General features: G+C 69.9%; 15 protein-coding genes. 12 read left to right on the forward strand and 3 right to left on the reverse strand.

The features are described from left to right. Positions 1 to 4 precede the first annotated feature (4 nt). The gene (locus tag KBO27_RS09375) at positions 5 to 985 is read left to right on the forward strand and encodes a YncE family protein (RefSeq protein ID WP_210969565.1); all 981 of its coding nucleotides are present in this window, start codon (positions 5 to 7) and stop codon (positions 983 to 985) included. Beyond that, positions 982 to 1,206, forward strand: coding sequence for a DUF5703 family protein (locus KBO27_RS09380; protein WP_132679919.1), 225 nt, complete (start codon positions 982 to 984; stop codon positions 1,204 to 1,206). The genes KBO27_RS09375 and KBO27_RS09380 overlap by 4 nt, the downstream gene beginning before the upstream one ends. Here the strand turns inward: KBO27_RS09380 and lplB are convergent, their stop codons facing one another. Beyond that, positions 1,207 to 2,256, reverse strand: coding sequence for a lipoate-protein ligase small subunit (gene lplB / locus KBO27_RS09385; RefSeq protein ID WP_210969566.1), 1,050 nt, complete (start codon positions 2,254 to 2,256; stop codon positions 1,207 to 1,209). 87 nt (positions 2,257 to 2,343) lie between these two features. Between lplB and KBO27_RS09390 the strand changes: the two genes are divergently transcribed. The 8 genes from KBO27_RS09390 (at position 2,344) to KBO27_RS09425 (ending at position 9,559) form a co-directional block, all read left to right on the forward strand. Then, entirely contained in the window at positions 2,344 to 3,891 is a 1,548-nt protein-coding gene (locus tag KBO27_RS09390; RefSeq protein ID WP_210969567.1) for an N-acyl-D-amino-acid deacylase family protein, read from the forward strand. Positions 3,892 to 4,103: 212 nt separating this feature from the next. Beyond that, a complete protein-coding gene (locus KBO27_RS09395) occupies positions 4,104 to 4,241 on the forward strand; it encodes a hypothetical protein (protein ID WP_165944039.1) in 138 nt (45 codons plus the stop codon). A gap of 187 nt (positions 4,242 to 4,428) precedes the next feature. Beyond that, complete coding sequence (locus KBO27_RS09400) at positions 4,429 to 4,824, forward strand: MerR family transcriptional regulator (protein WP_210969568.1); 396 nt, start codon at positions 4,429 to 4,431, stop codon at positions 4,822 to 4,824. 107 nt (positions 4,825 to 4,931) lie between these two features. Beyond that, positions 4,932 to 5,855, forward strand: a complete 924-nt coding sequence (locus KBO27_RS09405; protein WP_210969569.1) for an NADP-dependent oxidoreductase — start codon at positions 4,932 to 4,934, stop codon at positions 5,853 to 5,855. 72 nt (positions 5,856 to 5,927) lie between these two features. Continuing rightward, on the forward strand, positions 5,928 to 6,578 hold the full coding sequence (locus tag KBO27_RS09410) for a TetR/AcrR family transcriptional regulator (RefSeq protein ID WP_307870308.1): 651 nt from the start codon (positions 5,928 to 5,930) through the stop codon (positions 6,576 to 6,578). After that, entirely contained in the window at positions 6,575 to 7,510 is a 936-nt protein-coding gene (locus KBO27_RS09415; protein WP_210969570.1) for an ATP-binding cassette domain-containing protein, read from the forward strand. The genes KBO27_RS09410 and KBO27_RS09415 overlap by 4 nt, the downstream gene beginning before the upstream one ends. An 8-nt stretch (positions 7,511 to 7,518) precedes the next feature. After that, positions 7,519 to 8,352 (forward strand): ABC transporter permease, encoded by an 834-nt coding sequence (locus tag KBO27_RS09420; RefSeq protein WP_210969571.1) that lies wholly within the window; start codon positions 7,519 to 7,521, stop codon positions 8,350 to 8,352. Positions 8,353 to 8,368: 16 nt separating this feature from the next. Beyond that, a complete protein-coding gene (locus KBO27_RS09425; RefSeq protein WP_210969572.1) occupies positions 8,369 to 9,559 on the forward strand; it encodes a macrolide family glycosyltransferase in 1,191 nt (396 codons plus the stop codon). Between the two features lie 144 nt (positions 9,560 to 9,703). Here KBO27_RS09425 and KBO27_RS09430 read toward each other — a convergent pair whose 3' ends face one another. Next, entirely contained in the window at positions 9,704 to 10,447 is a 744-nt protein-coding gene (locus KBO27_RS09430) for a TetR family transcriptional regulator (protein ID WP_210969573.1), read from the reverse strand. Positions 10,448 to 10,586: 139 nt separating this feature from the next. Here KBO27_RS09430 and KBO27_RS09435 point away from each other — a divergent pair, with 139 nt between their 5' ends. Both KBO27_RS09435 and KBO27_RS09440 read left to right on the forward strand, forming a co-directional pair. Then, a complete protein-coding gene (locus KBO27_RS09435) occupies positions 10,587 to 11,741 on the forward strand; it encodes an acyl-CoA dehydrogenase (protein WP_210969574.1) in 1,155 nt (384 codons plus the stop codon). Positions 11,742 to 11,872: 131 nt separating this feature from the next. Continuing rightward, the gene (locus tag KBO27_RS09440; RefSeq protein ID WP_210969575.1) at positions 11,873 to 12,334 is read left to right on the forward strand and encodes a DoxX family protein; all 462 of its coding nucleotides are present in this window, start codon (positions 11,873 to 11,875) and stop codon (positions 12,332 to 12,334) included. Here KBO27_RS09440 and KBO27_RS09445 read toward each other — a convergent pair. After that, positions 12,328 to 12,804 carry a YkvA family protein gene (locus KBO27_RS09445; RefSeq protein WP_210969576.1) on the reverse strand — a complete coding sequence of 159 codons (477 nt, stop codon included), beginning with the start codon at positions 12,802 to 12,804 and terminating at the stop codon, positions 12,328 to 12,330. The genes KBO27_RS09440 and KBO27_RS09445 overlap by 7 nt on opposite strands. Positions 12,805 to 12,860: the final 56 nt, after the last annotated feature.

Consider the following 12,860-nt stretch of genomic DNA (forward strand, 5'->3'; position numbering starts at 1 on the left):
CTCGTTGCGTCGTCTGGTCATCACCTGCCTCACCCTCACCCTCCTCACCGGGTGCGGCATGGACGACAGCACAGACCCCCTCCAAGTCACCGACACCCTCACCGCCGCCACACCCGCCACCTCACCCCCGGCGACCACCCCACCCGCAGGCACCGTGCACCCCGCACCACCCACCCAGCACACCGCCTACGACCGCGACACCCGCACCCTCGTGCTCGCCGCCGGCCCCCAGCTCCACCTCATCGACACCACCAACGGCACCCGCCGCACCCTCGACCTGCCCGCACCCCCGGCCAACATCCACGCCCAACACGGCCAGGTCCTCGCAGCACTCCCCGACGCCCACCAGATCACCCGCATCGACCTGCGCACCACCACCGCACACCCCACCCCCGTAGCAGGCGCACCCGTCGACGCCCTCGACCTCGACCCCCAACGCACCGCCATCGCCCTCCGCGACACCGGCACCATCACCATCCACAACCAGGGCCAACCCGGCACCACCACCGAGAAGTTCCAAGGCCCCGCACAACTCCTCCACCACAACGGCCAGGTCTACGTCCTCGACCGCCTCACCACCGCCATCACCCCCATCAACACCACCACCGGCGACAAAGGCGCAGGACTCCGAGCAGGCCAAGGAGCCACCAACACCACCCAAGACCGCTACGGCCGCATCCTCACCATCGACACCCGCGGCCAAGCACTCCTCGCCTTCAGCACCGACCCCCTCATCCTCAAACAGCGCTACCCCGTCCCCGGCGCCCCCTACGCACTCGCCTACGACCCCACCACCGACACCGCCTGGGTCACACTCACCGCCACCAACGAACTCGTCGGCTACGACATCGCAGGCGGCGAACCCCGAGAACGCCACCGCATCCCCACCATCAGCCAACCCGACACCCTCGCCCTCGACCCCGACACCCGAACCCTCTACATCGCCTCCGCCAACGGCGCCGGATACCAGGTGGTGAGAATGTGAGCGCACAAACCGACAACCCCGAAACCGACACCGACTGGGAATACCGGCCGCTGCGCCTCCCACCCGGCATCACCCGCATCAGCGCAGCGACCCAACTCAGCATCCACGCCGAGTACTCCGGCTGGGAACTCTCCCGCGTCCTCCTCTACGCCGACGGCACCCGCAAGATCTGGCTCCGCCGCAAACGCAACACCCCCGGCGTCCCCAACGTCATCACCTGATCACCGCACCCGCCACAACCACGCATCCGTCGCGAACTTCGACTCCACCAACGCCCCGGCGCGAGACTCCTCCACCGCGCTCACCGGCCCCTCCACGAGCCCGAACCGCGACCGGAACCCCTCGATCAGCCGCTCGATGACGACCTCACGCGCCAACCCCGTCTGCCGCGCCAGCGGATCCACCCGCTTGGCAGCGCTCGCGACACCCTTGGCCGACAACTTCTCCCGGCCCACGCGCAGCACCTCACCGAGCTTCGCACCATCGATCGAGTAGGACATCGTCACGTGGTGCAACACCGCACCCGAAGCCATCCGCTTCTGCGCCGCACCACCGATCTTCCCTCCACCGGACGCGATGTCGTTCAACGGCTGATACCAGACATCCAGCCCCAGATCCCGCAGCACGCCCAACACCCAGTCGTCCAAGAACGGATACGACTCGGCCACCGACATCCCCGCCACCAACGACGGCGGCGCGTACAGCGAATACGTCACCGTGTTCCCCGGCTCCACGAACATCGCCCCACCACCGGTCACCCGACGCACCACCTCAACACCCAGCCGCGCCGCCGCATCCAGATCCACCTCGTTGCGCACCGACTGGAACCCACCCAAGATCACCGCAGCCGACGACCACTCCCACAACCGCAACGTCGGCCCCCGACGCCCCGCACCCACCTCCTCGGCCAGCACCTCGTCCAAAGCCATGTGCATCAACGGCGACCGCGGACCCTCACGCACCAACTCCCACTCGTGATCACCCCACCCCGACGCACGCGACAACGCACGACGCACCGCCGTGGCCACCGACTCCGCGCTGAACCCCACCAACCGCGCGTCCTCGGGCAACCCACCCCGAATCCGCCGCACCAACTCCTCGGGCTCCGCCGACACCGGCGCACCCACCAACGACGCGTTGATCGCCTCCAACGCCTCATCCGGCTCCAGGAAGAAATCCCCGCTCAACCGCACGTCCGACAACCGGCCATCGACCACCTCCAGGTCGACCACCACCAACTTGCCACCCGGAACCTTCAACTCACCGTGCACAGCGCACCCCTCTCCCACAACATCGACAACACCACCCCCAGCCGCCGGAATTTCCCGATGAGACCCAGCTCCCAGAAAGGCACGCCCATGACCGAGCTGCTCACCGGAGCACTCATCGCCGACGGCACCGGCACACCCCTGCGACCCGCCGACGTCCTCATCGACGACCACCGCATCACCGCCGTCGAACCACCCGGCACGCTCCCCGAACACCACCCCCGACGCGACCTCACCGGACTCGTCCTGGCACCCGGCTTCATCGACGTCCACTCGCACGCCGACAACGCACCCCTGCTCACCGACCACGACACCACCAAGATCCTCCAAGGCGTCACCACCGAAGTCGTCGGCAACTGCGGATTCAGCCTCGCACCCCGCACCACCACCCACGCCGACGTCCACGACGCGTTCCTGCAACGCCTCTTCCCACCCCTGAACACCACCTGGACCGGCTTCGCGGAGCTCTTCCACGCCACCGACATCGCAGGCCACGTCACCAACCACTGCCCGCTCATCGGACACGGCACCCTGCGGGTGGCCGCCACCGGCATGACCGACGCCGCCCCCGACGCCGACGCGCTGCACCGCATGCGCGCGATGCTCGAAGAGGGCATGACCGCAGGCGCTTTCGGGCTCTCCAGCGGCCTGATCTACCCACCGGCCCTGTTCGCCACCACCGACGAGCTCACCGCACTGGCGGAGGTCCTCGGCGGTAACGGCCTCTACGCCACCCACATGCGCGACGAAGGCGACCACCTCCTCGACGCCATCGACGAAGCCCTGCGCATCGGCCACGTCGCCGGCCGCACCCACCTGTCGCACCTCAAAGCCACCCACCCGCGCAACTGGGGCAGGATGCCCGACGCCCTCGACCGCATCCTCCAGGCCCGCGAAGCCGGGCACGTCGTCCACCAGGACGTCTACCCCTACACCGCCTCCTCCACCACCCTCACCTCGGTGCTGCCCACCGACTACCTCGGCGGCGACTCCGAGCACACCCTCGCCAAGCTCACCGCCCCCACCGCGCACGCCGAGCTCACCGCCGCCATCGGCGAGACCACCCACTTCGACCGCATCCTCATCGCCACCACGCCCAGCCACCGCCACGAGGGACGCACCCTCGCCGACATCGCGGAATCCCGGAGCACCGACCCGATCACCGCCCTCATCGACCTCCTGGTCACCGAGGAGCTCCGCGTCGCGATGATCCACTTCTCGATGCACGAGGACGACCTCGAAATCGCCCTCCGCGACACCCGCACCATGATCGGCTCCGACGGCCTGCCACCCGGCAACGGCGGCCGACCGCACCCGCGCATGACCGGCACCTTCCCCCGAGTCCTCGGCCGCTACGTCCGCGAACGCGGCGTGCTGGAGCTGCCCGAGGCCATCCGCCGCATGACCTCCCTGCCCGCCGAAACGTTCCGGATCCCCGACCGCGGTCTGATCGCCCCGGGCAAGGTCGCCGACCTCGTGGCCTTCGACGCCGACACCGTCGTGGACGTCGGCGACTACCAGGACGCCATGCGGCCACCGGCGGGAATCCCGTGGGTGTGCCTGGCCGGCAAGACCGTCGTCGAAGACGGCGGCTTCCTCGGCTCACGAGCCGGCACCCGCCTGACCCCCGAGGCCTGACCGGTCCTCGTTCGCCTCTTTTCGACCCGGTTGGTGTGGTGCGGACGTGGAGCATTTATTTCAGCTACCACTGAATCTATAGAAGTTAATACTGAGAAGAAAGCCAGCTCGTCCGGGGGATTCCCCAGCGCGTGTGGCGCGTCCCACATGCGATCTGTCCACTCGCGACGGACGATCGGCCGGTGAAATCCGTTGCCGAGAGGAGCCCCGCCATGACGCTCTCAGATCATCGAGTCGCCCCGCAGGACTCCTTCGACCCGGACGTGGACCTGGACCTCCCGGTCCAGACCCGTCGGGACTCAGTCGAGACCGAAGACGACGAAAGCCACGTCATCCGCGGCTACGACTGACCCACCGAGCCGGCGCGCCGCCCACGGTCGCAGCAACACCTCCCAGGACCAGGCGGCGCGCCCTCCCCTCCTCTTCCTGGCCGGTTCGGAGCTCGTTGGTGACCTTCGGCGTCTGAGCATCAGTTTCATTCGACACTGAACACACAGACGTCAATAACCCGTCGAGCCGTCGGCGTAGACTCTCGGGATGCGGATCGGCGAGCTGTCCCAGCGCACGGGCGTGAGCCAGCGGTCACTGCGGTACTACGAGGAGCAGGGCCTGCTGAGCAGCTCACGCTCCGACTCCGGGCAGCGCCACTACTCCGACGCCGCGGTCCAGCGCGTGTCGCTCATCCGGCAGCTGTTCGGCGCGGGCATGTCCAGCCGGGTGATCGCGACCGTCCTGCCGTGCGTGGACATCCCGGATGACCTGGGCGTCGCCGAGGAGACGTTCACGGCGATGATGCGCGAGCGCGACCGGATCGACGCCGACATCGCGCACTTGGTCGAGACCCGGGACGCGCTCGACGTGCTGATCAAGGCCAACGGCCGGCACCGGGCGTCGCTGTCCACGGCCACCGAACCGGCGGCGGAGTCGGCCTGATGCTGTGACCTGCACCTCGACTGGTTGCCCCTCACATCGATGTCAGAGCTGAGGATGGCGACAGCGCCTGGAATCCCCCGGGCGGTCGCACGAGAGGCAGCAGAAAGATGGCACGAGCGTGGGGTTTCAGCGAGCACGGCGGACCCGAGGTGCAGGAGTTCTTCGATCGTCCCGACCCCGTCCCCGGCCGCGATGAGGTGCTGCTCCGGGTCACCGCGGCCGGCGTGAACCCCCTCGACCACCTCGTGCGCGCGGGTCTGGTCCCCGGGCTCGACGGCGGGCGACCGTTTCCCCGCGTGCTGGGCATGGAGGCAGCGGGAGTCGTCCTCGCCCGGGGTGAGGACGTCGACGGCCTCGACGTGGGTGACGCGATCTTCGGTTTCGCGCTCACCGGTGGCGGCACCTACGCCGAGACGACGGTGCTGTCCGCCCCGAACACCGCGCGCATCCCGGCGGGTCTGTCCGCGATCACAGCGGCGACGCTGCCCGTCGCCGGAACGACCGCGGTGGACGCGCTCGACCAGCTCGACCTCCCGGCCGGTGCCGCGGTCCTGGTCAACGGGGTCGGGGGCGGTGTCGGCCTCGCCGTCGCCCGGCTGGCCGTCGCGCGCGAGCTGCGCGTGATCGGCACCGGGAGCTCGGCCAAGCGCGAGCACGCCGAAGCCCTCGGGGTGCGGTTCATCGACTACACCGCCGAGGACGTCGTCGCCTCGGCGCACGAGCTGGTCCCGGGCGGCTTCGACGGGATCGTCGACCTGGTCGGAGGCACCTCGCTGCGGACGGTCGCTCCGCTGGCCCGGGGCCCCCGCAACGTCGTGGCCGTGGGCGACATGTCGGTGCCGGATCTGGGCGGGCGTTTCGTCGAGCGCCGCCTCGATCGCGAGAACCTGGAGCAGGCGGCGCGACTGGCCCTCGACGGAGTCCTCGCTCCCGCGATCACCGCGATCCACCCCCTCTCCGACGCCCCGGCCGCCCTCGCCACCGTCGAGAACGGCCACACCTCGGGCAAGGTCGTCATCGAAGTGGCATGAGACCCGCCCGGAGACGACTGAGTGAGTGCTCGCTCATTGACATGAGTGAGCACTCACTCCTATCTTGATGGCGTGAGTTCTGAACCACCGCGCCGGCGTGCCTCGGCGATGAGCCCCGAGCAGCGGCGTGAAGCGATCGTCACGGCCGTCCTGCCCCTCGTGCGCGAGCACGGCGCGCACGTCACCACCAAGCAGATCGCCCACGCCGCCGGGATCGCCGAAGGCACCGTGTTCCGGGCCTTCACCGACAAGACCGAGCTGCTGCACGCCTGCGTGACCGCCGCGCTGCGCCCGGACGAGCTGTGCGCCACCGTGCGCGCGGTTCCCCGCGACACCGACGTCGCCGCCCGGCTGACCGAGGCGGCTCAGCTGTTCCTCGACCACTTCACCAGCTTCGGCGAGCTCGTCCACACGCTCGCCGCCTCCGGCTTCGACCTGCGCGGAGGCCCCGAGGGCAAGCCCGCAGGCCTCCCGGAGGTCCGCGAGCAGTTCATCCGCGACCTCACCACCGCCCTCGCCTCGCTGGTCGATCCGCACGAGCTGCGGATCCCGCCCGAAGACCTCGCCAGCTACCTGCAGGCGCTCGTGCTCGGCATCCGGTTCACCGCCACCGCGCACCACACCAGCGACGTCGACCACCACGCCGCGATCCGCGCCCGCGTCGACGTGCTGCTGCACGGAGCTCTGGCCGAGACCACCGACGACCCCCGGGAGTCCCGATGACCGATCCGATCATCGAAGCGCACCACATCACGCAGCGCTTCGGCGACGTCACCGCCCTCGACGACGTCAGCATCTCCGTCGCGCAAGGCAGCGTGCTGGGCCTGCTCGGCCACAACGGAGCGGGCAAGACCACGCTGATCAACATCCTCAGCACGCTGTTACCGCCCACCAGCGGAACCGCCACCATCGCCGGGCTCGACGTCGTCACCCACCGGCGCGAGGTCACCGCCCGCATCGGGCTGACCGGCCAGTTCGCCGCCGTCGACGAGCAGCTCTCCGGCTACGACAACCTCGTGCTCATCGCCCGCCTGCTCGGGGCGAACCGCCGCGAGGCCAAGCAGCGGGCCGACGAGCTCCTGCACACCTTCGACCTCGTCGAGGCCGCGCGCCGCCCGGCACGCACCTACTCCGGCGGCATGCGCCGCAGGCTCGACATCTCCGCCAGCCTCGTCGGGCACCCCGACGTGATCTTCCTCGACGAGCCCACCACCGGACTCGACCCGGTCAGCAGGCTCAACCTCTGGCAGATCGTCGAAGGCCTCGTCGCCGACGGCACCACCGTCCTGCTCACCACCCAGTACCTCGACGAAGCCGACCGGCTCGCCGACACCATCACCGTGCTCTCCGCGGGCGAGGTCGTGGCCACCGGCACCGCCGAGCAGCTCAAGGCCCAGGTCGGCCAGCGCACCGTCAACGCCACCCTCACCAACCCCGGCCGCACCACCGAAGCCCTGGCCGCCCTGCGCCGCGCCGGGTTCGACCCCGCGCACGACCAGGCCCGCCTGACCATCCCGGTCAGCGCCTCCCGCCAGCTCGCCGACGTGGTCCGCGCGCTCGACGACACCGGCATCGACATCGGTGACCTCGGGCTCGGCGAACCGACCCTCGACGACGTCTACCTCGCCCTCGCCCACCACGCTCCCGCCGCCTGAGGAACTCCATGACCACCACCGCCCCCGCCCCACCCGCTGCGAAGACGGCCGCCCCACGCCGATGGCGCGGCGCCTCCTACCCCACCCAGATCCGCGTGCTCACCGGCCGCTCGCTGCGCGCCGTGGTCAAGGACCCGCGCGTGGTGATCTTCAGCCTGCTGCAACCCCTGATCATGCTCGTGCTGTTCAGCCAGGTCTTCGGCAAGGCCATGATGGGCGACGTCGCCTCCCAGGGCGGCAGCTACATCAACTACCTGATGCCGGCCATCCTGGTCACCACCGGCATCGGAGCCGCCATGCAGTCCGGAGTCGGGCTCGTCAGCGACATGAAGAACGGTGTCATCGCCCGCTTCCGCGCTCTGCCGATCGGGATGAGCTCGGTGCTCATCGCCCGCAGCCTGTCGGACCTCGTGCGCACCGCGGTGCAGCTGATCGTGCTGCTGACCGTCGCCTCGCTCGTGTTCGGCTTCGCCCCGGCCGGGGGCCTGGCCGGAACGCTCGGCGCGTTCTGCCTCGCCCTGTTCGTCAGCTGGTCGCTGTCGTGGATCTTCCTCGCGCTCGGCGCCTGGCTGCGCAAGGAGGAGGTCATGCAGAGCATCGGGTTCCTGGCGATGTTCCCGCTGATGTTCGCCTCCAGCGCCTTCGTCCCCATCCAGGCGCTGCCGGACTGGCTGGGCATCGTCGCCACGATCAACCCGCTGACCTACGCCGTGGACGCCTCCCGCAACCTCTCGCTGGCCCTGCCCACCGGCACCGGCGTGATCTCCGCGCTGGGCACCAGCGCGCTGCTGTGCGCCATCGGCATCGCGATCGCGGTCCGCGGCTTCCGCCGCCCGCTGTGACCACCTTCGAGGAGCCATGAAGAAGCACTTCCTGTTCACCAGCGTGCCCGCGTTCGGGCACGTCAACCCGACGCTGGCGCTGGTCACCGAACTGCTCGACCGCGGCCACCGGGTCACCTACGCCGTCGGCGCGGACGCGATCGAGCCCGTGCGCGCCACCGGTGCCGAGGTCATCGAGCTGCCGACCACGATCCCCGAGGTCGGCGGTCGCGGGCAGCACTTCACCGCCGAGCGCATGCGGACCATGGCCGAGTTCTTCGTCGACGACGTCCGCAAGTGCTTGCCGGTGCTGCTCGCCCACTTCAGCGACGCACCGCCGGACGCGGTGTGCAGCGACGGCATGACGACCTACGGCCGGATGCTGGCCGAGAAGCTCGGGATCCCGGCGATAGCACTGGTCCCCAACTTCGCGGGCAACGAGAAGTTCGACCTGCGCACCGCGGTGATGGCCGAGCACGCCCGGGCCATGGGCTCCCCACCACCGGAGGCCCTGCACCAGCTCGAATCCGAGCTGAGCGAGCTCGGTGCCGAATTCGGCGTCGCGGCACCGAGTTTCATCGGAGGCACCCCGGCGGCGCTGAACCTGGTGTTCCTGCCCGAGGAGTTCCAGCTCGAGCACGAGACCTTCGACGAGCGCTTCCGGTTCATCGGGCCGCTGCTGGGCGACCGCGCGGACGAGCCCTACTCCCCCGCCGATCCCCAGCGCCCGCTGCTGTTCATCTCCCTGGGAACGGCGTTCAACGAGCGCCCGGAGTTCTACCGGCTGTGCATCGAGGCGTTCGCCGACGGCCCGTGGCAGGTCGCGATGTCGGTCGGTTCGCGCATCGACCTGGCCGACCTCGGCGAGATCCCGCCGACCTTCGACGTCCGCCGGTCGTTCCCGCAACCCGCCGTGCTGCGGCACGCGGAGGCGTTCGTCTCGCACGCCGGGATGAACTCGACCATGGAGTCGCTCCACGCCGGGGTGCCGCTCATCGCCGTCCCGCAGATGCCCGAGCAGTCGGCCAACGCCGCCCGCGCCGAGGAGCTGGGTCTCGGGACCGCGCTCGACTCCGAGTCCGTCACCGCGGCCGAGCTGCGCGAGACGGTCGACCGGGTGGCGGCCGACCCGGGCGTGCGCGCCACCCTCGACCGCATGCGCGAGGTCGTGCGCTCCTCGGGCGGTGCTCCCGCCGGCGCGGACGCCATCGAGGCGTTCGTGGGCTGAGGGCTCTCCCCTTCGGAGCGGGGTGGGCGGTGGTGTCCTGGTGAACCATCACCCGCTCCGTGCTGGTTTCATTCAGCACTGAAGCCATGAATGTAATCAACATGTGACTCGTGGAGATCATCTTCGGCACTGAGTGCCGTGGGTTCAGCGCTCGATTCCGCGCAGGGCTTCCTGCACCTGCTTGAGGACCACCTCGGCCGACGCCGAGGTGCGCACCGCCGCCACCACGACCGACTCCGAGTCCTCATCGGAGCCTCCCGCGGGCCACTGGCCGGAGATGGCGTCGCGGAGCCGGCCGGTCGCGTGCCGCAACGCCGCCCTGGCGTCGAGCTCTCCCCCGCTGCGCAGCCACTGGCGCAGCACGTGGTTGTGAGCGGCGACCACCGCCGCAGCGGCCACCGCCGCGTGCAGCTCACCATCGGGCTGGTCGGCGAAGCGGGCTCGCAGGTAGCGGGCGAAGACGCGCTGGTAGCGGTCGATGCTCGCGATCTCCTTGTCCCGCAAGGACGAAACCTGCCTGGTCAGCTCCGAGCGCTTGCGCGAGACCTCGGGCTCCTCCAGGTACATCCCGAGCACGAACTCCGCCGCCTCCCCCAGCACCAGCAGCGGGTCGGCGTCGGCGGAAGCCGCCTCCAGGAGCTCGACGACCTCGGCCAGCCGCTCGTCGTGCCCGGGGAACACGACGTCCTCCTTGGACCGGAAGTACCGGAAGAAGGTCCGCCTGCCGACCCCGGCGGCCTCGGCGATCTGGTCCACAGTGGTCGCCTCGAAGCCCTGCTCGGCGAACTTCTCCAGCGCTGCGACCGCGATCGCGCTGCGCACCTTCCGGCGGCCGTGCGGAGTTCGTCCGGAACGGGACTTGGGCGCCGCAGCGACTGCCTCGGACATGGCCGGAATATAGCACCGGTGAATTGCTAGTGGCACTCAGTGCCGTTACGATGACGGCGATATCGGTCCGCCGCGTGACGCTGGCGGCATTGCGACGAAACCCGCCGCCGGCGATGCGACGGGACTAGGGAGGGACCCGGTGGACCCGAACTTCGGCACCTACCAGCTCGCCGAGGAGCACGACGCGCTGCGCGAGGCGGTGCGCGCCCTCGCCGAGAAGGAGATCGCGCCCCACGCGGCGGAGGTCGACGAGCAGGAGCGCTACCCCAAGGAAGCGCTCGAAGCGCTGGTCAAGGCGGGTTTCGCCGCGACCCACATCCCCGAGGAGTACGGCGGCGAGGGCGCCGACTCGGTGGCCACCTGCATCGTCATCGAAGAGGTCGCGCGCGTGTGCGGCTCCTCCTCGCTGATCCCCGCGGTGAACAAGCTCGGCACCATGCCGATCATCCTGTCGGCCTCCGAGGACCTCAAGAAGCAGGTCCTGCCCTCGATCGCCAGCGGTGAGACCACCGCGTCCTACGCGCTGTCGGAGCGCGAGGCCGGCTCCGACGCCGCGGCGATGAAGACCCGCGCCCGCCTCGACGGCGACCACTGGGTGCTCAACGGCAGCAAGTGCTGGATCACCAACGGCGGAGTGTCGAAGTGGTACACGGTCATGGCCGTGACCGACCCCGAGAAGGGCGCCAACGGCATCAGCGCCTTCGCCGTGCACGCCGACGACCCGGGCTTCACCGTCGGGCCGAAGGAGAAGAAGCTCGGCATCAAGGGCTCCCCGACCGTCGAGCTGTACTTCGAGGACGCCACCATCCCGGCCGACCGCATCATCGGCGAGCCGGGCACCGGGTTCAAGACCGCGCTCAAGACCCTGGACCACACGCGTCCCACGATCGGCGCGCAGGCCGTCGGCATCGCGCAGGGCGCGCTGGACCAGGCGCTGGCCTACGTCAAGGAGCGCAAGCAGTTCGGCAAGTCCATCTCCGAGTTCCAGGGCGTGCAGTTCATGCTCGCCGACATGGCGATGAAGGTGGAGTCGGCCCGCCAGATGGTCTACGTGGCCGCCGCCCGCGCCGAGCGCGGCGAGCCCAACCTCGGGTTCATCTCCGCCGCCGCGAAGTGCTTCGCCTCGGACGTGGCCATGGAGGTCACCACCGACGCGGTGCAGCTGTTCGGCGGCGCGGGCTACACCCGCGACTTCCCGGTCGAGCGCATGATGCGCGACGCCAAGATCACCCAGATCTACGAGGGCACCAACCAGGTCCAGCGCATGGTCATGGCGCGCAACCTGCTCAAGTGAGGCCCTGACGCTGTTCGGCCCCGGTGGGACTGCCCGCCGGGGCCGAACAGTCCGAGCGGTCCGAGATGTCGGTTCTCCCGATCGCCGTGACACTGGTGCTTCCACGCTAGGTGTTCAACACGGGAGTCGCCATGACCGCGCTTCGGAGCCTGCTCACACTGCTCGGCCGCATCGGGGTCGGGATCATCCTCATCGCGCACGGGTGGCAGAAGCTCATGACCTGGGGCATTCCGGCCACGACCGAGAACTTCGGCAAGATGGGAATCCCCTTCCCGCACGTCGCCGCCTGGTACGCGACCATCGTGGAGCTCGCCGGCGGGATCCTGCTGATCCTCGGCATCGCGCTGCCGCTGGTCGGGCTGGCGGTGGCCATCGACATGGCCGGGGCGATCCTGTTCGTGCACCTGCCGCACGGCCTGTTCGCGCCCGAGGGCTTCGAGCTGCCCCTCGCCGTCGGCGCCGCCACCCTCGCGATGAGCTTCAACGCCGGCACCTGGTCGGTCGACCACGGGCTGTTCGGTCGCCGCAAGAACCGCCGCCGGGCCGACGACGAGCCCGACACCCAGCAGTACCAGCAGGGCGACTCCTACTGAGGCTCGCCGGGCTCGACCTCCCGCGGCTGCTCCCGGGCGGCGACGTAGTTGCCCGACTCCGCGTAGAGGCTGGTCAGCAACCAGCTCGCGACGCCGATGTCATCACCGATGCCCAGCAGCGGCAGGAACTCCGGGATGAAGTCGATCGGCGAGACCAGGTAGACCAGGGCGATCAGCCACAGCAGCAACTGGTAGCGCGGGAGCTCCGGATTGCGACCGCGCGCGGTCGTGCCCACCATCGCCGGCACCGCGCGGATCCGGTCGATCGGCGACCCGGCCGCACCCGCTCGGTGCGCGCGCACCGCGGCCCGCACTGGTGACCGGCGCAGCCGTGCCACCAGGCCCGCGAGGCTGATGCCCAGTCCCGCGGCCATCAGGCCGACCGGCAGCAGCCAGCCTCCCGCGTCACCGCCGAGCACGACGGCCACCACCGCTCCGGCGATCAGCAGCACGACCCCGAACACGATCACGCGCGCTCCCCTTCCGCAGGCGTTTGAATCAGCCTGCCACGGACCGGCTTCACCCG

The sequence above is a fragment of the Saccharopolyspora endophytica genome, assembly GCF_018070075.1.
GTDB lineage: Bacteria > Actinomycetota > Actinomycetes > Mycobacteriales > Pseudonocardiaceae > Saccharopolyspora > Saccharopolyspora endophytica.

Coding starts and splice junctions, on each gene's coding strand:
- KBO27_RS09425 (WP_210969572.1), top strand. CDS start 8,369: ATGAAGAAGCACTTCCTGTTCACCAGCGTGCCCGCGTTCGGGCACGTC.
- KBO27_RS09430 (WP_210969573.1), bottom strand. CDS start 10,447: ATGTCCGAGGCAGTCGCTGCGGCGCCCAAGTCCCGTTCCGGACGAACT.
- KBO27_RS09420 (WP_210969571.1), top strand. CDS start 7,519: ATGACCACCACCGCCCCCGCCCCACCCGCTGCGAAGACGGCCGCCCCA.
- KBO27_RS09440 (WP_210969575.1), top strand. CDS start 11,873: ATGACCGCGCTTCGGAGCCTGCTCACACTGCTCGGCCGCATCGGGGTC.
- KBO27_RS09395 (WP_165944039.1), top strand. CDS start 4,104: ATGACGCTCTCAGATCATCGAGTCGCCCCGCAGGACTCCTTCGACCCG.
- KBO27_RS09405 (WP_210969569.1), top strand. CDS start 4,932: ATGGCACGAGCGTGGGGTTTCAGCGAGCACGGCGGACCCGAGGTGCAG.
- KBO27_RS09400 (WP_210969568.1), top strand. CDS start 4,429: ATGCGGATCGGCGAGCTGTCCCAGCGCACGGGCGTGAGCCAGCGGTCA.
- KBO27_RS09415 (WP_210969570.1), top strand. CDS start 6,575: ATGACCGATCCGATCATCGAAGCGCACCACATCACGCAGCGCTTCGGC.
- KBO27_RS09390 (WP_210969567.1), top strand. CDS start 2,344: ATGACCGAGCTGCTCACCGGAGCACTCATCGCCGACGGCACCGGCACA.